The 26163-nt window shown below is 55.0% G+C and carries 21 protein-coding genes; all 21 read right to left on the minus strand.

The window, feature by feature from the left end; all coding sequences use genetic code 11:
* Positions 1–13: 13 nt before the first annotated feature.
* Complete coding sequence (locus tag ACJJI6_RS10010; RefSeq protein ID WP_475713285.1) at positions 14–307, minus strand: DUF3175 domain-containing protein; 294 nt, start codon at positions 305–307, stop codon at positions 14–16.
* Between the two features lie 72 nt (positions 308–379).
* Positions 380–1600, minus strand: coding sequence for an MFS transporter (locus ACJJI6_RS10015; protein WP_475713286.1), 1221 nt, complete (start codon positions 1598–1600; stop codon positions 380–382).
* Between the two features lie 24 nt (positions 1601–1624).
* Positions 1625–3655 (minus strand): transglutaminase TgpA family protein, encoded by a 2031-nt coding sequence (locus tag ACJJI6_RS10020; RefSeq protein ID WP_475713448.1) that lies wholly within the window; start codon positions 3653–3655, stop codon positions 1625–1627.
* Entirely contained in the window at positions 3655–4665 is a 1011-nt protein-coding gene (locus ACJJI6_RS10025; protein ID WP_444898068.1) for a DUF58 domain-containing protein, read from the minus strand. Before ACJJI6_RS10025 ends, ACJJI6_RS10020 begins: the two co-directional genes overlap by 1 nt.
* Positions 4666–4669: 4 nt before the next feature.
* Entirely contained in the window at positions 4670–5581 is a 912-nt protein-coding gene (locus ACJJI6_RS10030; RefSeq protein ID WP_475713287.1) for an AAA family ATPase, read from the minus strand.
* A gap of 148 nt (positions 5582–5729) precedes the next feature.
* A complete protein-coding gene (locus tag ACJJI6_RS10035; RefSeq protein WP_475713288.1) occupies positions 5730–6911 on the minus strand; it encodes an O-succinylhomoserine sulfhydrylase in 1182 nt (393 codons plus the stop codon).
* 184 nt (positions 6912–7095) lie between these two features.
* Positions 7096–8583 (minus strand): amidophosphoribosyltransferase, encoded by a 1488-nt coding sequence (gene purF, locus ACJJI6_RS10040; protein ID WP_282931878.1) that lies wholly within the window; start codon positions 8581–8583, stop codon positions 7096–7098.
* A 45-nt stretch (positions 8584–8628) separates the two neighbouring features.
* Positions 8629–9123 (minus strand): CvpA family protein, encoded by a 495-nt coding sequence (locus ACJJI6_RS10045; RefSeq protein ID WP_282931877.1) that lies wholly within the window; start codon positions 9121–9123, stop codon positions 8629–8631.
* A gap of 241 nt (positions 9124–9364) precedes the next feature.
* Entirely contained in the window at positions 9365–10009 is a 645-nt protein-coding gene (locus ACJJI6_RS10050; protein ID WP_413664955.1) for an SPOR domain-containing protein, read from the minus strand.
* Positions 9990–11264, minus strand: coding sequence for a bifunctional tetrahydrofolate synthase/dihydrofolate synthase (folC, locus tag ACJJI6_RS10055; RefSeq protein WP_475713289.1), 1275 nt, complete (start codon positions 11262–11264; stop codon positions 9990–9992). The genes ACJJI6_RS10050 and folC overlap by 20 nt, the downstream gene beginning before the upstream one ends.
* A gap of 77 nt (positions 11265–11341) precedes the next feature.
* A complete protein-coding gene (gene accD, locus ACJJI6_RS10060; RefSeq protein ID WP_475713290.1) occupies positions 11342–12196 on the minus strand; it encodes an acetyl-CoA carboxylase, carboxyltransferase subunit beta in 855 nt (284 codons plus the stop codon).
* Between the two features lie 160 nt (positions 12197–12356).
* Entirely contained in the window at positions 12357–13166 is an 810-nt protein-coding gene (trpA, locus tag ACJJI6_RS10065; RefSeq protein WP_475713291.1) for a tryptophan synthase subunit alpha, read from the minus strand.
* Positions 13167–13258: 92 nt separating this feature from the next.
* On the minus strand, positions 13259–14482 hold the full coding sequence (gene trpB, locus ACJJI6_RS10070) for a tryptophan synthase subunit beta (RefSeq protein WP_108732438.1): 1224 nt from the start codon (positions 14480–14482) through the stop codon (positions 13259–13261).
* A 572-nt stretch (positions 14483–15054) separates the two neighbouring features.
* Positions 15055–15663, minus strand: coding sequence for a phosphoribosylanthranilate isomerase (locus ACJJI6_RS10075; protein ID WP_475713292.1), 609 nt, complete (start codon positions 15661–15663; stop codon positions 15055–15057).
* Positions 15664–15788: 125 nt separating this feature from the next.
* Complete coding sequence (gene truA / locus ACJJI6_RS10080) at positions 15789–16682, minus strand: tRNA pseudouridine(38-40) synthase TruA (RefSeq protein WP_475713293.1); 894 nt, start codon at positions 16680–16682, stop codon at positions 15789–15791.
* A 131-nt stretch (positions 16683–16813) separates the two neighbouring features.
* Positions 16814–20197, minus strand: coding sequence for a motility hub landmark protein FimV (locus tag ACJJI6_RS10085; RefSeq protein WP_475713294.1), 3384 nt, complete (start codon positions 20195–20197; stop codon positions 16814–16816).
* A 197-nt stretch (positions 20198–20394) separates the two neighbouring features.
* Positions 20395–21390 (minus strand): Asd/ArgC dimerization domain-containing protein, encoded by a 996-nt coding sequence (locus ACJJI6_RS10090; RefSeq protein ID WP_444927231.1) that lies wholly within the window; start codon positions 21388–21390, stop codon positions 20395–20397.
* Between the two features lie 190 nt (positions 21391–21580).
* The gene (gene asd, locus ACJJI6_RS10095) at positions 21581–22696 is read right to left on the minus strand and encodes an aspartate-semialdehyde dehydrogenase (protein WP_475713295.1); all 1116 of its coding nucleotides are present in this window, start codon (positions 22694–22696) and stop codon (positions 21581–21583) included.
* Positions 22697–22795: 99 nt separating this feature from the next.
* Positions 22796–23854 (minus strand): 3-isopropylmalate dehydrogenase, encoded by a 1059-nt coding sequence (gene leuB, locus ACJJI6_RS10100; RefSeq protein WP_475713449.1) that lies wholly within the window; start codon positions 23852–23854, stop codon positions 22796–22798.
* A gap of 30 nt (positions 23855–23884) precedes the next feature.
* Entirely contained in the window at positions 23885–24532 is a 648-nt protein-coding gene (gene leuD / locus ACJJI6_RS10105) for a 3-isopropylmalate dehydratase small subunit (RefSeq protein WP_475713296.1), read from the minus strand.
* Positions 24532–25980: a 3-isopropylmalate dehydratase large subunit gene (gene leuC / locus ACJJI6_RS10110; protein ID WP_475713297.1), complete on the minus strand. Its 1449-nt coding sequence runs from the start codon at positions 25978–25980 to the stop codon at positions 24532–24534. The genes leuD and leuC overlap by 1 nt, the downstream gene beginning before the upstream one ends.
* Positions 25981–26163 lie beyond the last annotated feature (183 nt).

Consider the following 26163-nt stretch of genomic DNA (forward strand, 5'->3'; position numbering starts at 1 on the left):
ACCCTGCGCCGGCTCAATACCGGCGCGGACGCCCATAAAGCTCACGCAATTCATTTTTCGCGGCCTCCAGGATTCTGCGCCTGCGCACAGGCAAATGGTGACCCGCACGATTGATATAAAAAGTGAGCATAGACATGGCTGAGCGGAAAGGCTCTGATTTGCGCTGCTGACTGGCCTCAGCTGCGCTCTTCAGGGATTTGGCTATCGCTTTTGGATCATCCAGGCTAAATACACCGGCTTCAAGGTCCAGCGCATGGCTGTTTGTCGTGACTCTCTGTGACCATTTGGCACTTTTTACTGATACCAAACCCCACCTCCATAACCGCAGTTCCCTGTTAAATATATGGTGGCTCATCCGGATTTGGTCGTTGCGGAATTCCTAAACCTCGCTATCGGAAATTTTAACCTGCCTTAGAGCCCCACTCAGGGCAACCAGTGCGAATGCCAATAAACTCAGGATTCCCGCCCACAATAGTGTCGTCAGAGGCGCTGCAACCTCGCTCAAAACACCCGCAGCCAGGGCCCCCAGCGCCGCAGAACCAAATAGGGCAAATTGATAAATGGAGATAATGCGACTGCGATAATCCGCCGGCGCCAGCAATTGCACAATGCCTCGCCCCAGCCCTGCGGAGGCTGCCGCAACCGCCCCCCAACACAGACACAACAGAATCAAGCCAAACTTTGTTGGCCCCAGGCTGATAGCAATCAAGAGTGCTGCGCTGTAAAGCAAGCACATCAAAATTCCTCGCCCTGGCTCCTGTCCCTGGCCCCGTCTCAACATAGTCACCGTCGCGATCACCGTGCCCGCTATAAATGCCAGCTGCAGGGTCGCGTAGTAACCGGCACCGCGACCGTAGTCCTCGGCCAGTAACGGTAAGACCACCAGAAAAACCCCGATATGCACAAAGCCATTGAATGCCATCAATGCAGTCAGCTCCCGTAAAACCGGGTGTTTCCATGCCTGACTGAGACCATCCAGAATCAGGGTGTGGGGTCTCTTCTCTGGTGCCTTTTGACGCTCTTGAGGCTGGCGCAAGGAGAAAAGCAATAATGAAGCCACTAGCACAACGGCAATCTGTACACCCAGCAAGTGCTGCAAGCCCCACTGGTCAAATCGACTCGCTAGCAACATTCCCACTGCCTGGCCGCCGTACTGCGCCAACATCATCCAGGTTACGGTTTTTTGCACGCCTCGCTCAGTGGCCTGCCCCTTGCGGTTGCGGGCACTGCGCTGCACCAGGTTATCCCGTGCCGGCTGTAAAAAAGCGCTGCACACCCCCAGGCAAATTCCGTAAACCATCAAGGTGGATAAATTCAGGACATGGAAGGTGAAATACAACAACAATGCAGTATGACAAAGCGCCAGGCCCAAACAGGCTAGAGCCGACACCAGAGCCGGGTCTCGCCTATCTGCCAAAGCACCGCCAAACAACAGGAATACCAGGTTTGGCAGCAATACTGATGCCTGAATCCACCCCAATTGCAGGGCCGGAAGATCCACGATCGTCAGCGCAATCCAGGGCAGCAATATCACCTGCAACCCGGTTGCCAGGGAGGTGCCGCTATAGCCCAACAGAAACCTTTGCAATTGGGTTGGCATTCTAGATACGAAATAACTCAATGATTAATAACCTGCCAACTCACGCTTGTGCGGCGTCATATTTGCCGAGTGCCGCAACCAGAAATACCAGCTTGATAGCTTCCGAAGTGTTCTTAGCCCAGAGCCATCACCACCATAGGCGGCAGACTCAAAAGCCTCTGTCACTGCTGCGGCATAACCAGACATCTCCGGTTTTTCCTCGGCAATCCGGCGGGCATAGGATCCTGCAGCCTCACCGGAATGCCGCTGGACCCCATTGCGGGCCATGCGCCGGCAAAAGCGCTGGTAGAGCTTCTCCGCAGGCGCCAACTTGGGTCCTCCTGCGGAGCGGGCCGCCCATAAACTGATACCCAACAAAAGCACAAGAATCGGTGCCCCCAGTAATAGGGCGATACGCATTGGAGACAGATCACCAAATAGCCGCTGTAACAAATTCTGCTGTCGATCGGCATCAAAGCTCACTACGGTTTGATACCAACGGTAGTTGATCATATCCCACTGTAAGCGCAACTGGCTGAGAATGCCGATACGGTGTAAAGGAAATAGGGAGTCCTGCATAAACTCCCCACCCGCCGCACTCTCCAGACCGTCGCGCACCCGCTCCGGAGCTACTGCCGCTGTGGGGTCTACACGTTGCCAGCCTTGGCCGTCGAGCCAAATTTCTGCCCAGGCATGGGCGTCGTACTCTCGCACCAATAAGTACTCTTCTCCACTGACCCACTCACCGCCCTGGTAACCAGCCACTACTCGCGCCGGTATCCCCGCTGCGCGCATGGCAAACACATAACTACCGGCAAAGTGCTCGCAGAAGCCCTGCTGGCTATCGAAAAGAAACTCATCAATAGTATCGCCGCCCAGTGCTGGAGGCTTCAGGGTATAAGTGAAAGCACTGTGGAAGTGCGACAGCAGCTGGGAGGAAACCGCCTCAGCACTGAGCCCCTGATCTCGTAGGGAAGCCATCCACTGACGAGTACGGCTATTGCCGTAACTGGGAAGTTGCAAATTCCTGCGCCGCTCCGCATTGCTGAGAGTAGCACTGAGTGACAGGGTTTCTCTCGGCCAGGAACTTACCTGGTAAGAAAAGCGGTTGAAAACCGGGGTCCGTTTTACCAGGCGATCATCCGTTGTCTCTCCCACACCCGCGCTCTCTGAAGCCGGTTTTGCCATAGCGAACAACCAGGGGCTCCGGCTCGCTTCCTGGATAACCTGGTAGCGATAACGAGGACCCACTTGCGGAAGCACCTGCTCACCACTTCTCCAATACACTCGCCCGCCATTTCGAGGGTCAACACCATAGCCCTGGCGCCAGGTACGTCCATCAAATTCCGAGTACACCAAGCCCCTCCAGTAGCGCTGCTCAGGCGGGGGGACAGGTCCATCAAAGGAGATACGTAAGGTCGGCTTGCTGGATTTGGAAAGCTCAGTAAAGTCTCCCGGGGCCATCGAATCACTGACACCAGTACGCCCAGCGGAGGTATTCTGCGGCACAGACCAAAGGGGCCCCAGCCTAGGTATAACCAAAAACAACAACACCATTAACGGCGTGGCCTGTGCCACCAACCGCAGGGATAACCCCAGAGCCCGGCGCGGGCGCGCACTAAAGTGTCCCAGCTGCGCCGCCATGGCTGCAGTAATTACCAACACACTCAGTAGACCGTAAAGTGCATAGGGAATGGTCTGCTCTTGCACAAACAGAGTGGCGGCTACGAAGTAGGCCAGCAGTAGACTGACAAAGGCATCCCTGCGGCTGACCAGTTCGAGATTTTTCAGGGTGAATGACAGCGCCAAGAGTGCAATCATCGGCTCCAAAGCAAACAAGCGCCGATAGGACAGAGCCAGTCCCGCCACCGTCAATAGAATCACTGTCAGTTTAAGAGCGCGGCCGGGTAAATCCCTGCGCCCGCGAAAGACTTCCAGGCGCCAATAAACCGCAAAGGCCCAGGCAAAAACCACCCACAGTGGCAGCATTGTGAATTGCGGCAAAAGGGCGACAAACTGGGCAGCAAAAATCCACAGCAAACTTTCCCTGGGCAATAAATCCTTATTCGCAATCATCACTGGCCTCGCCCGGGGTACAGGGCCAATGCCTGCAAGACCTGCTGCTGATGCTCGGAACCGAGCGAAGGCTCTATTGAAATGCCAGGCAGGCACAAACCATATGCAATGCCTTGCTTTTCCGCTTGTAGGGTCCAGTCACAGAGATTGCTCAGGCGCATCTCTATATCCCTACCATCGAGTAAACCCCAGTCGAGCCACAAGCGCGTGTCAGTTTTGCGCTCATAGTCCTTGCTGTAAAGATCGCGTCCGGCCGCGTATTGCTTCCAGGCTACATGGCGTAACGAGTCACCCGCTTGATAGGGTTTTAGCGCGGCAAAATCATCTCCCCCCCGCTTCACCTCACCAAACTCCCCCTCGGCAACAGTCTCTCCTAGCGGTAAAGGGCCCGCAGAAATTGGACGGGGGTAAACCAAAAATTCAACATCCAGGTCAATGCGGCTCCAGCAGCGAAATAACCCGAGAGGGAAACGACTTTCAACCCTCAACCGAGGTGCCTGCACTCGCCCACGTTTTACTACCGGCATAGAGATACAAATATCCGCACTTTTCTGCTCGCACAAATCCACGCGACTGCCCTGCTCCGGTGGCCAACTCAGCTCGAGCCATTCCCGCTCCCGCTTGCCCTCACAACTGACATTAATTTCCGCCTCGGCAAAATCACCAGCAAAAGCTGCTCGGGTATCCACAAGGCGCAAGTGCACGCCACTTAAATTGGCAAAGGTGTGTAGTGGCAACACCGCTAAAATGCTGACCAACAAAAATGTCAGAGCGAAAACCAGATTGTTTTCATAATTGGTGCCCAGCAACCACAATAATGCCACCACTATTAGGAAACCTAAGCCTGCGCGCGTGGGCAGGATAAATAATCGGCTGTGGTTCAAGGTAATCGCTCGGGCCCGCGGTGCCCGGCGACTAAGCCAGCGCTGCATAAGGTTGCGCCAATATTCCACCAGCAGGTGTATCGGATTGCGGGAAGGGTTCCGACGTTGGGGGTGACTTACATTCATCGACTCAGGCCGCGATCACATCCACTTGGCGCATCAGACGCTCAACCAACTGCTCGCCGTTGCTGCCATCGCTCTGTAATCGATGTCCTGCCACCGCCGGCAACACAGCCTGGATATCCTCAGGCAAAACATGGCCACGATTGTGAATCAACGCCCAGGCTTTGGCTGCGCGCAAAAGGGCCAAGGCGCCTCGGGGTGATAAACCCACTGCGCAATCCGGGCTCTGGCGGGTTTGCAAAACCAGTCGCTCAAGGTAATCCAACAGACTGTCAGAAGTTTTCACTTGCGTAACCAGGTTTTGCATTTTTCCGAGTGTGGCGGTATCGATTCTCGGCTTTAACTTCGCCAGCTGCTGCCTCGGATCGGCCCCCATAAACAAAGCCCGCTCCGCCTCCCGTGTGGGATAGCCGAGACTGATACGCATCAGGAAGCGATCCAACTGGGATTCCGGCAATGCAAAGGTGCCCGATTGTTGCATCGGGTTTTGCGTGGCAATCACAAAAAATGGCTGGGGCAGTGTGCGGGTCTCACCATCGACACTCACCTGGCGCTCTTCCATGGCCTCTAGCAGCGCACTCTGGGTTTTTGGCGATGAGCGATTAATCTCATCCGCCAATAACACCTGGCTAAACACAGGTCCCTCGTGAAAGTGAAATTGGCTGGACTCCCGATCAAATATCGAAACACCAAGAATATCTGCCGGTAACATATCGCTGGTGAACTGCACCCGCTTATACGTTAGCCCCAGCACCTGTGCGAGTGCATGGGCCAAGGTGGTCTTACCCATGCCCGGTAGGTCTTCAATTAACAAGTGGCCTTTTGATAACAAACAGGCCAGCGCCAGCTTTACCTGGCGCTCTTTACCCAACAAAACACTGCCGATATCGGACACTATGGCGGAAACTATTTTTTGCACGGCAAATCCATTACTGCTCAATTTTTCTCAAGGGGGCTATTTCTGCACACCGGCAGGGGCGCGACAAAATGCAAACACTACCGGAAGCAGCGAACAGTATTTCACTGTCCGCTAATAATCATAGGTAGCTGGGCGCTTACGCCAGCGCTTATAACTGGGATAATCCACGCATCAAGTCGCGCTTGAGGTCCTCAACATTTTCCAGCCCTACCGAAACTCGAATCAAATTTTCAGTAATTCCGGCGCGAGCCTTATCTTCATCACTAAGGCGGCCATGGGTTGTCGTGGCAGGGTGCACAATAGTGGTTTTTGCATCCCCCAAGTTGGCGGTGCAGGAGAGGATTTTACAATTGTCGATCACTTTCCAGGCAGCTTCGCGACCACCGCGCACAGTAAAACTCAGCACTGCGCCAAAAGCGTCTTGCTGTTCCCGCGCTAGGCGGTGTTGGGGGTGTTTAGGCAAGCCGGTGTAATTCACCTTCTCAACCATCTCCTGCTCATCGAGCCACCAAGCCAAGTCGAGTGCATTGGTGCAATGCGCCTGCATACGTAGCTTTAAAGTTTCCAGGCCTTTGAGGAATACCCAGGCATTAAACGGGCTCATGCTGGGTCCTGCAGTGCGCAGGAAAACCACCAACTCATCCATTACTTCCTTGCGACCAACAGCTACACCGCCCAGGGCCCGCCCCTGGCCGTCGAGGAATTTGGTTGCGGAGTGCACCACAATATCGGCGCCCATGGATAGAGGTCGCTGCAGTGCCGGGGTACAAAAACAGTTGTCGACCACCAGCATGGCACCAGCGCTGTGGGCGACCTGTGCCAACGCGTGGATATCGGCCACTTCACACAGCGGGTTGGAAGGCGTCTCCATAAACAGCAGCTTGGTGGAACCATCTACGGCCTGCTTCCAGGCATCCATATCGGTCAAATCGACATAGCTCACCCGCACGCCGAACTTTTCCATATAGCGGCCAAATAAAGCCGTGGTGGTGCCGAAAACACTGCGGGAACAGATAACGTGGTCGCCACTTTTCAGTAGCGCCATACAGATACTGAGAATGGCAGCCATTCCGCTGGCAGTAGCTACCGCAGCTTCACCGCCTTCGAGAGCAGCAATGCGCTCTTCAAAAGTGCGCACTGTGGGATTGGTATAGCGGGAATAGACGTTACCGGAGCTTTCGCCAGTAAAACGCGCGGCAGCTTCCGCAGCGGAGGGGAAAACATAACTGGAGGTGAGGTAAAGTGCCTCGGAGTGCTCTCCTTCCGGTGAGCGAACCTGGCCGGCGCGCACCGCCAGGGTTTCCAGAGCGTAACCGTCGTCTTCAAACATATACCGCTTCCTGGTCAGTATTTTTGGAAGCAGTCATCTTAACCGAAACGATCTTAACTGGCGCCCTCTTCTGCCGCGAGAAAAGGACGCTTACGCTTTTTTACTATTGGCAGTCTACAAAAAACGGTTTTTTGCCGCCCGCCAAATCAGGTGAGGGATATTTAGATATTCCCCCAAGGGCGAATTACAAAGCATTGGCGTCGGCCTTTTTACGCTTGGCCGTATCATTGCGCTGAGCGTGCAGATCGTTCAGGTATTCCTCGTCAACATCACCGGTGATGTAATTGCCGTCGAATACAGAGCAATCAAAACGATCAATTTTTTGCTTGCCGCCGCTGGAGCTGACTACCAGATCTTCCAGCTCCTGGTAGATCAACCAGTCTGCGCCAATCTCCTCACAGATTTCCTCGGTGGTGCGACCGTGAGCCACAAGCTCAGTGGCGGAGGGCATATCGATACCGTAGACATTCGGGTATTTTACCGCTGGGGCAGCACTGGCGAAGTACACTTTGGCAGCACCGGCATCGCGGGCCATCTGGATAATCTGCTTACAGGTAGTACCGCGCACAATGGAGTCGTCTACCAGCAACACATTCTTGCCACGGAATTCCAGCTCGATGGCGTTGAGCTTCTGGCGAACCGACTTCTTGCGCTGCTTTTGACCGGGCATGATAAAGGTCCGGCCGATATAGCGGTTCTTCACCATACCTTCACGGAATTTCACCCCCAAGCGGTGGGCTACCGTCTGACCTGCCGTGCGGGCAGAATCCGGGATCGGGATAACCACGTCGATATCGTGATCCGGGCGCATGCTGAGAATTTTGTCCGCCAGATGCTCACCCTGACGCAAACGCGCCTTGTGTACCGATACGCCATCCATAATGGAGTCAGGACGGGCAAAGTACACATGCTCAAAAATACAGGGAGTCAAAGACGGGTTATCTGAACACTGCTCGGAGTGCACAGTGCCATCCAGCTCGATATAGAGCGCTTCGCCAGGAGCGACATCGCGCACCAAGGTGTAACCCAGTACGTCCAGAGCCACGGACTCGGAAGCCACCATATATTCGGTGCCCTTCTCGGTTTCACGCTTGCCGTAAACCAGCGGACGAATTCCGTTGGGATCGCGGAAAGCAACAATACCGTAACCGACAATCAGGGCAACGCAAGCGTAGGCGCCGCGCACGCGCTTGTGTACAGAGCGCATCGCACTGAAGATATCTTCGGCTTTCGGCTGCAGCTTGTGCAACTTGTGCAGCTCGTGGGCGAACACGTTCAGCAACACTTCCGAATCAGAATCTGTATTGATATGGCGCAGGTCCTGCTGGAAGATCTCATCGACCACCTCGTGCACATTGGTGAGGTTGCCGTTGTGAGCCATGGCGATGCCGTAGGGGGAGTTCACGTAGAACGGCTGAGCCAGCGCCGGGCCGGAGCTACCGGCAGTGGGGTAGCGGACGTGACCAATACCAAAATTGCCCTTCAGACGCTCCATGTGGCGCGCGCGGAATACGTCGCGAACCAGACCATTGGCTTTCTGCTGGTTCAGGCGATCATCGTCACAGGTAACGATACCGGCGGCATCCTGTCCCCTGTGCTGTAGCAGAGTGAGCCCATCATAGAGCTGCAGATTGACGTCACTCTTACCGACGATACCGACGATACCACACATATATTTGACCCTATTGACTCGAGAAGAGCGCTTTTGGCGCTCTATTTAAAACAACTTTACGAAGAATTCCTTAACGGAGCCCGCCAGCTCCCGCGCACTATCCTCAAATTCGAGGAAATGGGGAATCAGAACAGACTGACTCCACCAACTGTCTTGTTCCACCGGCACCAATGCCGGGGCCAGGATCAACAGCGCCATCACGACAATGGCTCCCCGCACCAAGCCAAACGCCATTCCCAGCACTCTATCTGTACCGGATAGCCCAGTTGCCTCAACAAAGGCAGAAAGCACCATGTTGAGACCGGCGCCAGCGAGTAAGGTGCCGATAAACAGGATGCCAAAAGCTGCAATCATTTGGAGGGAGGGAGTGTCGACGAGGTTGGATAGCATTGGCGCCAGCTGGTCGCGAAACATCATGGCGACGATAAAGGCGGCAATCCAGGTAAGCAGAGACAAGGTTTCCTTGATGAAACCTCGACTAAGGCCGATAAGCGTGGAGATACCCACAATAGCCAGAATGATCCAGTCAGCCCAATTCATTCAATCCTACCTGCGTGGCGGCTGCTGCCGCGAAGAGCGCGCATTCTAACTGAAGGGACTAAGCGCGTGAAGCCGTAGGCCAACCGATTGGAATTTATTACTTGTAGTACCGCTTTCCCTGGACGTTTGGCGCAGTGGCAATCGGTTAATTGCGAATAAAAGTGCAAAGTGGAAGTCTGCCAGCGAGTTGCCACCATCCGCCTCGGGCTGAAATAGTGGCAACCTGAAGTCAAAGGCCCGATCAGGCCTTGAACTGAAGCACGAGGGTCTGGGCTTTCAGAAGGGTATCCAATTCTTTTTTCAGCTGATGGGCATCGGCCTTGTTGACCTTTGGCCCAACAAAGACCCGCACCAGGCGACCCTTATCTGTATCCACCGCCCGAGTATAGGCACTGTAGCCCTCGTTCATCAGGCGCAAACGCAGCTTGTCCGCATTGGACTCATCCCGGTAGGAAGCCACTTGAACCACCCAGGCCACAGGCAGGCCATAGGCATCCACAAGGGGCGAGGCCCCCTTTTTCGGCGCGGCCAGTTTTTCCTCCGGCTCATCACTCTTGGCGATCTCTGACCGTTCCTCTCCCTCATCAGCTACTGGAGCCTTCGGGTTGGAGAAGTTTTCTGGCAAGTCCGGCTGGAAAGCCTCACCCGGCGCCGGTGCAGGCACAGCATCCGCTACCGGTTGCGGCTCGGCAATTTCAATAGGGCGTATATCCGGCTCCGCCGGAATCTGGCTGGTTTCACTGATATTGCCTGCGGCCTCCCGGTCTAACAGGCTGGGCAAGAAAATAACGGCAAGCGCAGCCAAAACCAGCGCACCGACAATGCGCTGCTTAAATCCGTCGTTCAATCGCCCTCGGCGGGAGGGTTTACCCTCGCAATTCTCCATTACCTTCGTCTCGCATCTGCTGCAGAACCTCAGCCACAGTAAAGAAGGAACCAAATACAAGCAACCTGTCTTGTGGACCAATGGTCGGCAGCAGCTGTTGTAAACCATCGGCGACGCTTGGACAGCGGCTATCGGCGTTCGTTGCCTCAACACCTGCTGCGGCCAGACCTTCCAGCAAGGTCTCTCCGCTCGCAGCGCGGCTATTGCCCGGTAACTCTGCGGGGTGCCAGGCATCCACCACACCCTGCAATGGCGCGAAGAGTCCCACCAAATCCTTATCGGCCATAGCCGCTACCAGCGCATGGGTTTCACCATCTACAGGGTGATCTGCAAGCCATTTAGCCAAGTGTTCGGCCGCTGCCGGATTGTGCCCCACATCCAGCAGCAAGTTGCGCCCCAGCCATTGAACCTGCTGACAGCGCCCAGGCAGGGCAATTTCAGCCAGTGCAGATTCAATCCCACCCTGGGGCAATACATTGAGCAGAGCCAGCGCGGTAATCCCAGCAGCGATACTCGGGCGCGGCAAGCTGATCGGGGGGATCGCAAGTTCCAACTCACCAAAGCGGTAAAGTTCTTTTTTACCCTCTCCAAAATTCAGAGAGAAATCCTGACCTATAAAGTAACTGGAACTGGACAATTTTTCTGCCGCAGACAGCACAGATTGGGTGGGATTGCTATCAGCACAGACAAAAGGCGCCCCAGCACGCAGGATACCGGCTTTCTCACGGCCGATTATTTCCCGGTCACTGCCAAGCCAGTCCTCGTGATCAATGGCAACACTGGTGATAATAGCCAGATCCGCATCCACCAGGTTAACTGCATCCAGGCGTCCACCCAGGCCAACTTCCAGAAGTGCAAACTCGACGCCTGCCCTTTGAAATAACCAGAGCGCCGCCAGGGTGGTGTATTCAAAATAGGTCAGGCTGGTCTCACCGCGAGCAACCTCGATAGCCTCAAACGCCAGCACGAGATCTTTATCGGCAACCTCTTCACCCCCGATACGCACCCTCTCGTTAAAGCGCAGAAGGTGTGGGGAACTGTAAGCGCCTACGGAGCGCCCCCCCTTACACAGCAGCGCCTCCATAGTCGCCACGCAGGAACCCTTACCATTGGTGCCCGCCACAGTAATCACTGTCGGTGCCGGTTTCTGGATACCCAGTGCATCGGCCACAGATGCGACGCGCTCAAGACCTAATTCAATTTCGGAAGGGTGCAGCTGCTCCAGACGGGAGAGCCAATCTTGCAGTGAAGGCATAGTTGAAAACATCGATGATGGGGGCTGCAATCAGCGGAAATTAAGCTGATCACAGCATAACCCCAAGGGAATGGAAATCAGTTGCCGGTCAGTTTACCCAATATGCGGGACACTGTAGAGCGCATTTCCTTGCGAGGAATAATCATATCAATTGCGCCGTGCTCCAGCAGGAACTCACTGCGCTGGAAACCTTTCGGCAATTTCTGGCGAATGGTCTGCTCGATAATATTCGGGCCGGCAAAACCAGCGCGCGCTCCGGGCTCCGCCGCGTTGATATCACCCAGCAGGGCCAGGGATGCGGAAACACCACCGTATACCGGGTCAGTCATAATGGAGATATATGGCACGCCGGCCATCTTCATTTTTTCCAGCACCGCTGAGGTTTTAGCCATCTGCATCAGGGAGATCAGGGCCTCCTGCATACGGGCACCACCGGTAGCAGAGAAACAAACCAGCGGGATACGCTGCTCCAAGGCACGCTGAGCGGCACGGGTAAAGCGCTCACCGACCACATAGCCCATGGAGCCACCGTGGAAAGCGAACTCAAATGCTACCGCTACCAGGGGAGCACCATTCAGGCTGCCCTGCATGGCGACCAGGGCATCCTTCTCACCAGTGGATTTTTGCGCCTGAACCAAACGGTCTTTATATTTTTTGACGTCTTTAAACTTCAGGCGATCAACCGGCTGCACATCGGTGGCCAGCTCTTCACGACCTTCCTCGTCGAGGAAGATATCCAGGCGGCGACGGGCTCCGATTCTAAAGTGGTGATCGCACTTGGGGCACACATCCAGATTGCGTTCCAGCTCCGGGCGATAGAGCATCGCATCACATTTGACGCACTTCTTCCAAACCCCCTCGGGGACCTTGCTACTGCCGGTGCGACGCTCTGTGCGAATTACCGCAGGGACAATTTTTTCTAACCAGCTCATCTCGTTTCCAAATCCGGAGGCTTTCTTTGGGCCGGCACATTTTACCGACCAGTGGGTTTCAGGCTAGGAATTAAAACACTAAGCTGAACAACAAACCCGGCCAGATCAGCCGCTATTTTTGGCTTTCTGGCCAGCTTTGTGCTTAGACCTATAGCTGCTTTTAGCGATCCAGGGCTTCGCGCATCTCGCTGACAATAGCCCCAACCGCTGTTTTAGCGGCTTCCAGGTCTGCCGCCGCATCTACCGCCGACACCAGTACACTACCGACTACAGCGCCGTCGCCATGGGCACTGACCTGGCGGGCCGAGGTACCATCTTTGATACCGAAGCCAACACACAGGGGCAGATCGGTAAACTGGCGAATATGGTCCAGATTGTTACGCACTGAATCCAAATCCAGGTGGCCTGCTCCGGTAACCCCCTTCAGGGATACATAGTAAACAAAGCCACTGGCAACATCGGTAATTTCACGAATACGCTCTTCAGTGGTGGTAGGCGTCAGCAGGAAGATATTGCGCAGGTTGCGCTCCGCCAAAAAGGCATTCAGGGAACCGGACTCTTCAGCCGGCAGATCTACGGTTAGGGCACCATCGACACCCGCAGTGGACGCCGCTTCAGCAAACTCCAATTCACCCATACGCTGAATAGGGTTGGCATAGCCCATCAGGATTACCGGGGTATCACTATCCAACTGACGAAATTCTTTCACCAAAGCCAAACATTTACGCAGCGAAGCCCCACTGGCCAGCGCTCGCTCATGCCCCTTCTGAATTACCGGGCCCTCTGCCATGGGGTCGGAAAACGGCACCCCCAATTCAATAACATCGGCCCCGCTGGCTACCAACTGATGCATCAGCGGCACAGTATTTTCCAAGCCGCCATCGCCAGCGACAATATAAGTTACCAGTGCCTTGCGGCCCTCATCGCGCAACTTGGCAAAGCGGCAATCAATTCTATTTTGTTCTGTCACAGTTTATTCCCTGAGCTACTCCTGGCAAAAAGCCAGCTCAATTATTTGATCTTCACCCATTTTGCCCGCCTCAGAGGCGGGCGGTGATATTGCTACACCTCGATACCGTCGATAGCGGCAACGGTGAAAATATCCTTATCGCCTCGGCCGGAGAGATTCACCAGGACATTCTGTTCAGGGCTCATGGAAGCCGCCAACTTGAGCGCGTACGCAACTGCATGGCTGGATTCCAATGCCGGCAAAATGCCCTCAGTACGAGTGAGTCGACGGAACGCATCCAGGGCTTCATCATCATCGGCGGTGACATATTCCACCCGGCCGATATCTTTCAGCCAAGAGTGCTCAGGGCCAACACCCGGGTAGTCGAGCCCCGCAGAAACCGAGTGAGTCTCGATAATCTGGCCGTCATCATCTTCCATCAGGTAGGTGCGGTTACCGTGCAGAACACCGGGAATACCATCATTCAGTGGTGCAGCATGCTTACCGGAAGCCAGGCCTTCACCGCCGGCTTCGACACCAAACATTTTCACTTCAGCGTCATTCAGGAACGGGTGGAACAGGCCGATCGCATTGGAACCACCACCGACGCAGGCCACCAGCGCATCGGGCAACTGACCAAAGCGCTCCAGGCTCTGGCGACGGGCTTCACGGCCGATAATAGAGTTGAAGTCTCGCACCAATTGCGGATAAGGGTGAGGACCAGCCACAGTGCCGATAATGTAGAAAGTATTATCGACATTGGTTACCCAATCGCGCATGGCTTCATTCATGGCGTCCTTTAGGGTCTTGGAACCGGATTCCACCGGCACCACTTCTGCCCCGAGCAGTTTCATACGGTATACGTTGGGGGACTGGCGCTTAACGTCTTCCGCACCCATATAAACCGTACACTGCAAACCGAGACGCGCCGCCACGGTTGCCGTAGCCACACCGTGTTGACCAGCGCCGGTTTCGGCAATTACTCGGGTCTTACCGCTGTGTTTGGCCAGCAGTGCCTGGCCCACAGTGTTATTTACCTTGTGCGCACCGGTATGGTTCAGGTCTTCCCTCTTAAGCCAGATTCGCGCACCGCCCGCCTGCTCAGTCAGTCGCTCAGCAAGATACAGCGGCGATGGCCGGCCTACGTAGTGCGCCAGATCGTGATCAAAGGCAGCGACAAAATCCGGATCATCTTTCAGGCGGCTATACATTGCCTGAAGCTCATCCAATGCGCTGATCAGCGTCTCCGATACAAAGCGACCGCCGTAGGGACCAAAATGTCCGCTCGCATCCGGGAAGGTGGAAAAATCGATAGCACCTGGCTTACTCACACTCATACTCCGTGGGTCACGTGGGGTTAAAACTTTCTTTTTACCTACTGTTTGAATAGTTCTTCCTGAACTATTCAAACGTCGCCAGAAAATACTGGCGCAGATACGTCGATCTGCTGGTATTTGCTGGCTCGCGCCGGCCAAGCCGGCGGGCGGCACTTCCCTGTGCCGCTTCAATACTATTAGCCGTAGTTCTTCCTGAACTATTCAAACGTCGCCAGAAAATACTGGCGCAGATGCGTCGATCTGCTGGTATTTACTGGCTCGCGCCGGCCAAGCCGGCGGGCGGCACTTCCCTGTGCCGCTTCAATACTGTTAGCCCTAGTTCTTCCTGAACTATTCAAACGTCGCCAGAAAATACTGGCGCAGATGCGTCGATCTGCTGGTATTTGCTGGCTCGCGCCGGCCAAGCCGGCGAGCGGCACTTCCCTGTGCCGCTTCAATACTATTAGTCGTAGTTCTCCCTGAACTATTCAAACGTCGCCAGAAAATACTGGCGCAGATGCGTCGATCTGCTGGTATTTGCTGGCTCGCGCCGGCCAAGCCGGCGAGCGACACTTCCGGTACCGCCTCTAAATCTATCTCTTCGCCGCGCTGACAAACGCAAAAACCTTTTCTCGATCCTTGCGTCCCGGCTGATGCTCTACACCTCCGCTCACATCCACCCCCTGTGGGCGCGCAGCTTCTACTGCTGCAGTTACATTCGCGGGATTCAAGCCACCGGCAAGAACGATCGGGCGATTGCTATCTTGGGGAACTCTGTCCCAATCAAAGGTCTCTCCGGTACCACCGGGGACACCAGGCCTGTAGGCATCCAATAGAAAACCCCGGGCTTTGGGGTGCTCAGTCATTGCGGCTTTGACATCGAGGTCATCTTTCATCCGCAACGCTTTGATATAGGGGCGCCGGAATTGCTCGCAGAAACGGGCACTTTCATCGCCGTGGAATTGCAGCAGGTTAAGCGGCACCGATTCCAGCACAGCGTCCACCTCACTCTGTGCCGCATCGACAAACAACCCCGTCAGGGTGACAAATGGGGGAACTGCCGCTGCAACTTTAGCTGCCATATCAAGATCGATATAGCGCGGGCTCGGCTTATAAAATACCAGGCCCAACGCGTCGGCACCCGCATCTACAGCCATCAGGGCATCTTCTATACAAGTGATGCCGCATATTTTTACTTGCATCGTGTAACCTGGACTCAGCCGGCTGGCCGATCAAAAGAGGGAACGACGGATACTAGCAGATAGTCAGAAGGCGCGAAATGCACGCCCTCTCCCAGATTTGCTTTAGCCTCGAAAAATTCAGCAGTCTAACTGGAAAGCAAAGCACCCAAAGGCTGTGGCACCAGCAGTGGCCCAGGCTCACATTGGGGAAGCTGGAAATGATCCGGATAGCGCACATCAACGAGATACAAGCCAAACGGCGGTGCAGTCACGCCTCCGGCGGAGCGGTCCCGCTGATCCAGCACCTCTTTTACCCAAATTGGTGGACGCTCACCTCGCCCCACAGCCATCAAAACCCCGGTGATATTGCGCACCATATGGTGAAGGAATGCGTTAGCACTAATTTCCAAGGCAACCAGCTGACCCACTGGAGCAATATCCAGGCGGGTAATTTCGCGCACCGGGCTCTTGGCCTGGCACTGAGAGGCACGGTAGCTGGTGAAGTCGTGGCGGCCGATCAAGTAGCTGGCTCCCTCACGCATCGCTTCCAAGTCCAGTGAGTGCTGGGTCCAGGTTACCTCAGCGGCGCTGTGGGCTGAGCGGGTCGGCGCACTGTGAATCAAATAGCGATAACTGCGTGCGTGAGCGGAAAAACGTGCATGGAACTGCGCCGGCATTTCCCGAGCCCAGCGCACCCGCACGGAATCCGGCAACTTGATATTAACTCCCTGTACCCAGGCGCGGTCCGGGCGCTGCGCTCGGGTATCAAAGTGAATGACCTGGTTGGTAGCATGAACGCCCGCATCGGTACGCCCGGCACAAACCAGGGTCACATCCTCCGCTGCAATAGTGGATAAAGCCCGCTCCAGATGAGCCTGGACAGTCTCCGATGCAGACTTCTGCTTCTGGAAACCGTGCAGCTTGGCTCCGCAGTATTCAACGCCCAGGGCTATACGGCGCAGCCCTTCAGGCAGCCCCTCACCTTCAGGGACCTCCCCGTTTGGCTTGTAAATATATTCCCTCTGCGTCACCTGACTCATATCACCAAAACCACTTGCTCTCCCCGCTGCGACTGCGCCGGGTAAAAATCACTGCCGGGAACTTCCCGGTAAAAATAAAAAAACCTCGCAACCAGTGCGAGGTTTTTTCAAAAACGGAATACGCTGCTAGCTTACACCATCCGCTCCAGCATTTCCTCGGCGCGGTCTTTGTGTTCACCGCCACCATCCTGGGCTACCTCTTTGAGGATATCCTTAGCGCCCTCTTCGTCACCCATATCCATATAAGCTTGAGCCAACTCCAACTTGGTCGCCATCTCATCGCCGCCTTCCAGCAAACTCAACTCTGAATTGAGGTCGCTTTCCAGGTTGAAGTCGAGGTCACCAAAGTCAGAATCTGACGGCTTTTCGACAACCGCCTCAACCTGCTCTGTCGCTTCAGGCTTAGCTTCAACCAGGGGTTCTGGCTCAAGAGTCAAATCACCCTCAGTGGATTCATCGATGAGAGCCAGCTCATCCTCCAGGGAGAACTCCTCTTCGATTGCATCCGCATTGAAGTCCAGGTCGCTAGCCCCGGCCAGCTCCATACCTGCAGCATCGAGAGTATCCAGGTCAGCATCGAGGGATAAATCTGCTGCCGGCTCACTGCTGGCCGCGGCCACCTCTGCCGAGGACTGCTCAGTTGCGTTGAGATCCGCAGCAATATCATCCAGGTCGATACCGTCGAGATCCAGGTCGGAATCCAAGTCGCCGCCGATTATCTCCAGATCGCCATCAGAGAAGTCATCCATGGATAACTCTTCTGCAGACTCCTGGGCAGAGGAGACTCCTTCTGTCAGGGAGATTTCCTCGCTCAAACCGCTGTCAACGGAATCCAGTTCCAGAGCATCATCCAATTCAAAGGCCGTATCCAGCTCAACCGAAGTCTCTTCTTCTGTCTGGGGCTGAATCTCTTCCTCCATCATGGAAAGATCCAGCTCAAAATCCAGGCCCGGAACGGAACCACCGCTGGTAGTTGCCTTTTCTTCCAGCTGGGCCTCAACTGAGGCCTCAGAGTTTCCTTCTGCCGCCGGCTCCAAGTCGAGGGAATCCAGATCCAACTCAGAGGTATCGAATTCTATTGGAGCATCGACACTCTCTTCTGTGTTATCAGAAAGCTCAAGCCCCAAATCGTCTTCAATCAAAGCGGGCTCTTGATTACTTGAGCCCAGATCACCCAGGTCCAACTCACCCAAATCAAGTTCATCAAGATTTAAGTCGTTTTCAACTTCTGGTTCCGATACCTCAGCAGTAACTTCCTGGCTGTCTCCGTCGAGAGCACTGTCCAGGTCCAAATCATCCAGATTGAACTCGGTATCCAGCGACTCACTTTGATCTGCGCTCGCCTGCAACGGCTCTTCAAAGCTGCTATCCAACTCCAGGTCCAGGGACAGCTCTTGCTCAGAATCAGAGCTTTCCTGATCCAATGACAGATCCATAGTCAAGTCATCGAGGAGAGAGGTATCGGGCTCCAGCGCGTCACCGCTACCAACCAGTCCCGGCTCGGCGCTGGTGAAGTCATCGTCCAGGGCCGCGCCGATATCGTCGAGCTGCGCCGCTTCGAAGGACTCATTGGAAAGACCCATAGCCGGGGCTTCAAAATCCGGCGCACCAGCAATGGATTCACGCAGGCGGGCGGCGCGATCGGCAGCAGGACCGTCGCTGATGCTGAGCAGCTGGCGGTAGTGATCGTCAAACTTTTCAACGTCCTGGTTGTGGGCGTAAACCTCCATCAACATCAGGCGCGCATCGACTACCTGCGGGTCCTTTTTCAGGCCCAGCAGCAGCTTGCTTTCCGCTTCCTCATACTGCCCCAGGGACAGGTGAATCTCCGCTTCAGAAATTGGGTCATCAGTGCCTACATCGCCGAGATCGCCCAGATCGAAGGTATCGTCTGCCTCCATGCTCTCAACTGCAGCGAGAGTTTCATCGGGTTCGGCAATATCCTCAGGAATATCCAGCGGCTCTTGTTCCATAGCCATCTGCTGTTCAAGTTCCTGCTGCGCCTCTTGTTCAGCCTTGCGGCGACGCCAGGTGAACAGGCCAAATATAGCGGCCAGCAGACCCGCACCACCCAGGCCAATCAGCATTCCGTTATCGGCCAGCTGCTCCATAAAGGTTGGCTTGGGCTTGGTTTGAACTTCAACTACACGGTTACGCGTCTCTGCTGGAGCCGGTTCTGCTTCAACAGTTTCTTCTTCCGTATCAGCAGCAACATCAAACTCTTCGCTGTCTTCAACAGTCAGGCTGTCATCTAAAGACTCTACTTCAACGCCATCCGCCTCAGTGGGGTCGAGCAACACGTCTGACTGCTCCGCGGCGGCCTGCACCGCAGCCAGTTCCTCATTGGAAACATCAATCAGCGTATCCATGGTATCGATCTGCTCGTCGAGCTCGGCGATACGTTCACGCAATTCAGTGTTTTCGAGCTTGGACTTATCCAGCTCTTCCTCAGCTACTGTGAGATCGCCTTCCAGCGCCTCACTGTCATCAGTGCCGACTCCAGAACCGGAAGTAACGGACTCATTGTCCCCCGGTGCAGCCAGGCTAACGCGCCCTTCAACCGTTTCGCTGACATAGGACTCCTCCTCAACCGCACGGGCATCCAGCGGTGCGCCAGTAGCCACTTCCACTTCGGAGCGCTGGCGCCAGGAGTCATTCTGTTGAGCCACCTCAGAAATCGCCTCCGTCATAGTCAGAGTGCGCAAATCCTCGGTGTTGGGCAGGCGCAGTACGGCACCTTTCTTCAACAGGTTGATATTGTCATTAATAAAGGCTTCTGGGTTCAGCCTTTGAATCGCCAGCATGGTCTGCTGAACAGAGAACTCGCGACTGGCGCGATTTTGCAGCGCGATTTCCCACAATGTATCGGAGGAACTTACCGGGCCATATACCTGGCTGTTGCTTTCGCTGGTGTCTGTAGTCGTATAACGTGGCTGCGGGCGAGCGGGCTCGCGAGTTTCCGGGGCAGTCCTTTCAGTTGGGGCTGGTTCGGCCGGTGCCTGACGAGCAGCCGGGGCCGGTGTTGTTCGAGGCTGGGGCTGCTGAACTGGGGCTGTGCGACGCACTTGCTGCCGCTCGCGCTCAGCTGCGCGCACGGGTTGCTGCGCAGCCGTTGGGGAAAACGCCGGCAGGTCCATCAGCAGCGTATATTCGCGCAGTAGACGGCCACTGGGCCAGCGAGTTTCAACCAGGAAATTCAAAAAAGGTTCGCGAATGGCATCGCGACTGGAAATGCGAATAACCGGCTTGCCACCGGAGTAGTCCACTTCAAAACTTAAAGAAGTAAGGAGGTAAGAGCGCTCGACACCAGCGCGTTCGAATTCTTCAGGACCTGCGAGGCGAACCCTAATTTCGGTATCTTCCAAACCGCGAGTCTGCAGCAGTCCGATTTCCGCATCGAGAGGCTGGTTAAGGGTCGAGTTGAGCTTGATCTCACCTAGTCCAAGCGCCAGAGCCGCGTTGCTTCCCAGTGCACCGACTAGACCAACTGCAAGTGCCAACTTACGCACACGCATATCCGATTCCCTTTATTGTTAGAACCTTCCCAGGGTTTCCGAAAAGCGCGCCTTCAGAATATCCCCATTACTGAACGGTAATCGTTCAACTAATTAGCCGCCGTTTAGGCAGCCGCCAACTATGGCGAATTTTTCGCCAGTCTCAGCCAAGCCAAAGTTAAGATTACACCTTCACTATGGCCGCTAAGTATTAAATATCAGTAGTTTTTTAGCAACAAGTGGGCAATTTGTGCACAGTTTATTGCTACATCTTTACGCAGGTTGTCAGACACCGCACAAAGATTTAACTGTCGCTTGTTGAGTAGACTTTGGCGCAAGCGGCCGATGATTGTCACGTCACTGCCCACCGCACTTTCTGCCGAGGGCTGCTCCGCCATTTTGAGGCCAGCGCCATTTGCCAGCAGCGCACGCACTTTTTCCAGATCGACATCTTCAGTTAAAGCGACGCCCAAATTAGCTAACTGACCGTGGAAAACAGAGACCGTATTGATGCTGGCATCGACTGCTACCGCGTCTCCAAATAAGCGGCGCAGGTCGTGAACCAAAGTCAGCTCACTGAGGGTGTGGCCACTGGCGAGCAGAGCCTCGCAGGCACTGAGCTGGTTAAACGCCAATCGGTGGCCAATCTCAGGATCAATTTCCGCATCCTGACCACTAAACATCCGCGCGGTTTGTGCCGCCATAGCATCAATTGCGGCCTTGCCCAGAGCAGACACCGGCTGATTGAGCTGTACCTCTACCGCTTGCAGTTTATCTTTCAGGGGCGCCAGGGCTTCCGCCACCATGGAGGCGCCGGCACTTGGCAGGGCAACAACGCGGCGCTCGGCAGAAGCGAGTTCACCGCTGTTAAACATTGGGTGTACTAGGGCAACACTTTCATCGCCACGGGTGTTGTTGGCCACGTCTACAATCCAGGCGCCATTTTGTTCTGCGGCAGCCATGGCAGCTTCAACGGCATCGCCGGCGCTCAGCAGAATCACGACCTGCTTATCGTTAAATGTAAATTTCTCCAGGGACTCCACCGGAATATTGCGATTGGCAAATACCTGGGGGTCTACTTCCCGTTCGTCAGTCTCCAGCAAACTCAGCTGCTCGGCGGAAATTACTTCACGCTCTTCGAGTACTTCCAGCAGGGGACCAAAGGCGGCGTTATCAACACCGACAATGACCAGTTCGCGGGTGGCTTCGGACATGGCAAATCACTTCATTGAATTGGAAAGGGAAAAATGAGGGGCGATTATACCCGTGGGGAAAATTCGAAAAAGGCGCTATGACAAACAGTAGCCGTTTTTTACGCGAAGAAGTTCACAGCTTGGCAAAAAGTCCTCCACTAAAGTGGCCTATTTCCACTCTTAGTAGAGGACTTACTCAGGTTCGTACCAGTTACAGTTTGCCGAGTAAAATCAGCAGGATTCTGCGCAGGGGTTCTGCGGCGCCCCAAAGCAGCTGATCCCCTACAGTAAAGGCGTTTAAGTACTCTGGACCAACGCTCAATTTACGCAGTCGACCGACGGGAATATCCAACTTTCCGGTAACTGCTGTTGGCGTCAGGTTCTGCACCGTAGCCTCACGCTCATTGGGCACCACATTTACCCAGTCGTTGGCACCATTTAACAATTGTTCAATGTCGGCAAGTGGCAAATCTTTTTTCAATTTTATGGTGAAAGCCTGGCTGTGGCAGCGCATGGCACCGATACGTACACAAGTGCCGTCCACCGGAATCGGGTTTTCGGTCTGTAAAATCTTGTTTGCTTCAACTTGCGCCTTCCACTCTTCGCGGCTCTGGCCATTCTCCAACTGGGTATCGATCCAGGGCAACAAACTGCCTGCCAGTGGCGCGCCAAATTCTGCCGTGGGGAATTCTGCTGAGCGCATATCTGCTGCTACTTTGCGGTCAATCTCCAGAATGGCGCTGGCGGGGTCGGCCAGCTCTGTTGCCACACCATCGCGCAGCGCACCCATCTGCGAAATCAACTCGCGCATATTGCGCGCACCGGCACCGCTGGCCGCCTGGTAAGTCATGGCGGTAACCCACTCGACCATGCCCGCCTTAAACAGTCCACCCAGAGCCATCAACATCAGGCTCACTGTGCAGTTGCCACCGATAAAGTTTTTCTGTCCGGCATCAATTGCGCGATCAATCACATCGCGATTAACCGGGTCCAGCACGATCACAGCATCGTCCTGCATTCGCAGGCTGGAAGCCGCATCAATCCAGTAACCCTGCCAACCGGCCTCGCGCAAGCGGATAAAAACTTCCTTGGTGTAATCGCCACCCTGACAGCTGACAATCGCATCCAGCTGGATCAGTGCATCAATATCGTAAGCATCGCCCAGTGGCGGCAGGGGCCTGCCGATGTCCGGCGCCGTGCCTCCGGCGTTGGAAGTTGAGAAAAAAACCGGTTCGGCGATATGGGCAAAGTCGTCCTCTGCTCGCATGCGCTCCAGTAATACCGAGCCGACCATGCCGCGCCAGCCGATAAAACCTATTTTTTGCATTGCGGTGTCCTGTATGTGAGGTGGTCAAAGTGCGCCGCCGGGAAAGCGGCGCGATAGTGGAATCGAAAATTGCGGTTTCGAAACTTGTGGAATCGAAACTTAAAGTGCGGCTACAACGGCAACGCCCATCTCTGCGGTAGAGACTTTCTGGCAGCCGTCGGTATAAATATCGGCAGTGCGCAAACCCTGCTCCAACACCTTGCTCACTGCTGCTTCAATCGCATCTGCGGCCTCATTCATATCGAGGGAATAGCGCAACATCATGGCAGCAGACAAAATAGTCGCCAGCGGGTTGGCGATACCATGGCCAGCAATATCCGGAGCGGAGCCATGACACGGCTCGTAAAGACCAAAACCACTTTCGTTCAAGGAGGCGGAGGGCAACATACCAATGGAACCGGTAAGCATGGCGGCAGCATCGGAGAGGATATCGCCAAACATATTGCCGGTTACCATCACATCAAACTGCTTGGGAGCCCGCACCAATTGCATCGCTGCGTTGTCCACGTACATATGGGACAGCTCCACATCGGGGTATTCCGGAGCCAGACGATCCAACACCTCGCGCCAAAGCACTGTCACTTCCAGTACATTGGCTTTGTCTACAGAACAGAGTTTGCCATTGCGCTTTTGTGCCGCCTCAAAGGCAGAGCGGGCAATGCGTTCAATTTCTGATTCGCTGTACACGTAGGTGTTAAAGCCTTGGCGCTCACCATTTTCCAGGGTCTTGATACCGCGCGGCTCACCAAAGTAAATGCCGCCGGTCAATTCGCGCACAATCAGAATATCCAAGCCGGCAACCACTTCAGGCTTTAACGAAGAGGCATCGGCCAGTTGAGGGTAGAGAATCGCCGGGCGCAGATTCGCGTAGAGGCCCAGGCCGCTGCGAATTTTTAACAAGCCTTTTTCCGGGCGAATTTCCCGCTCCAGGGTATCCCACTGGGGGCCGCCTACCGCACCGAGCAGCACCGCATCGCAGTCACCCGCCGCCTTCAGAGTTTCGTTAGTCAGAGGCTCACCGTGAGCATCGATAGACGAGCCACCAATCAGCCCCTGCTCAAAGCTGAGCCCCAGATTGAATTTTCCCGATGCAACTTCCAGCACCGCCATGGCCTGTTCAACAATTTCCGGACCAATGCCGTCACCCGGCAGAATCATTACTTTTTTCGTCACAGGAATTTCCTTTAATTACTGAACCGCATCAAAAAGCCAAGGGGCTTTCTCTCGGCGCGCCTGCTCATAAGCGCGAATATCGTCGGCGTGCTCCAGGGTCAGACCGATATGATCGAGACCATTTAGCAAACAGTGCTTGTAGAAGGCATCCACTTCAAATGAAATCAGCTCGCCACAGGGCTTGAGCACATGCTGCTGTTCCAGGTCGATGGTGAGCGCATAGCCCTCCTGCCCGTGTGTTTCCTCAAACAACTGGTGCACTACATCTTCCGCCAGGACAATTGGCAAAAGACCATTTTTAAAACAGTTATTGAAAAAGATATCGGCAAAGCTGGGCGCGATAATTGCGCGGAAGCCGTGATCTTCCAATGCCCAGGGCGCGTGCTCACGGCTGGAACCGCAGCCAAAATTCTCCCGAGCAATCAGCACTGAACCACCCTGGTAGCGGGGGAAATTAAGGGGAAAGTCCGGATTGAGCGGACGGCCGGAACAGTCCTGCCCGGGAACCCCCTCATCCAGATAGCGCAACTCATCAAACAGGTTCGGGCCAAAGCCAGAGCGCTTAATGGATTTCAAAAACTGCTTGGGGATGATCAGGTCGGTATCCACATTGGCCCGATCCATCGGTACCACGAGACCTTCGTGCTGGGTAAACGCTTTCATCAGACCATCTCCTCTTCCAGCTGTACCGGTGCCATCTCCCGCACATCGACAAAGTGGCCGGCAATTGCAGCCGCTGCCGCCATACTGGGACTCACCAGATGCGTGCGACCACCGTAACCCTGGCGCCCTTCAAAGTTGCGGTTGGAGGTGGAAGCACAGTGCTCTCCCGCCCCCAGCTTGTCCGCATTCATCGCCAGACACATGGAGCAGGACGGTTCGCGCCACTCAAAACCGGCTTCAACAAAAATCTCGTGCAACCCTTCGCGCTCAGCCTGGGCTTTTACGGCCTGGGAGCCCGGAACAATCAGCACCTGCTTAACGCTATCCGCCTTGTAACGGCCCTTGGCAACTTCTGCTGCTGCGCGAAGATCTTCAATCCGGGAGTTGGTGCAGGAGCCGATAAATACGCGATCCAGTTTGATATCACTGATATTCTGCCCGGCGTTCAACCCCATATATTCCAGCGCTCGCTCCATGCCCGTACGCTTGGTGGCATCGCTCTCGTCACTGGGGGTAGGCACCTGGGCGCTGATCGGCGCCACCATCTCAGGGGAAGTGCCCCAGCTGACCTGCGGCTCAATATCCTCACCGACCAATACCACGACTTCGTCGAATACCGCATCGTCATCGGAGTGCAAGTGGCTCCAGGCCTCAACTGCGCGATCCCACATTTCGTCTTTCGGCGCGTAGGGCTTGCCTTTCACGTAATCGAGAGTGATCTGGTCTACCGCCACCATCCCCGCGCGAGCACCGCCTTCAATGGCCATATTGCACACGGTCATACGGCCTTCCATGGACATGTTGCGCATCACTTCGCCGCCAAATTCAATCGCAAAACCGGTACCGCCAGCAGTGCCAATTTTGCCAATGATCGCCAGCACCACATCTTTTGCAGTGACACCTGGGCGCAGCTGGCCGTCGACGCGAACCAGCATATTCTTCATTTTCTTCTGGGTAAGGCACTGGGTAGCCATCACATGCTCCACCTCAGAAGTGCCAATACCGTGGGCCAAGGCGCCGAGCGCCCCGTGGGTGGAGGTATGTGAGTCGCCACAAACCACCGTCATACCCGGCAGTGTCGCACCTGTCTCAGGCCCGATCACATGCACAATACCCTGCCCCGGCTCATTGATGCCGAACTGGACTACATCAAAGTCACGGCAGTTTTCATCCAGGGTCTGTACCTGGATTCGGGAGATATCATCGCGAATACCACTGACGCCAGCGGCGCGCTCGGCCGCCTCGGAAGGCACATTGTGGTCGGGAGTGGCGACTAGCGAATCCTTGCGCCAAGGTTTGCGACCAGCCAGACGCAGGCCTTCAAACGCCTGGGGGGAGGTCACCTCGTGAATCAGGTGGCGGTCGATATAGATAAGTGAGGAGCCATCATCACAGTTCTTGATCAGGTGGTCCTGCCAGAGTTTGTCGTAGAGTGTTTGCCCTGCCACAGCCATTCCTCTCAGTAGTTAAGAGCCTGAGTCTACCCAGACCCACCAAATAACACCAATTTATATTTATTATCTAAAGTATTCCTAAATGGAATTCGAAAGCCAAACTGGGGTAATATCCATCTTCTGGCGTCTCTGCCATTTATCCAGCGGCTCAATCTGAGCCTTTATCGACAAATCGCT

The organism is Microbulbifer maximicatervae (SeqCode) (assembly GCF_056232625.1).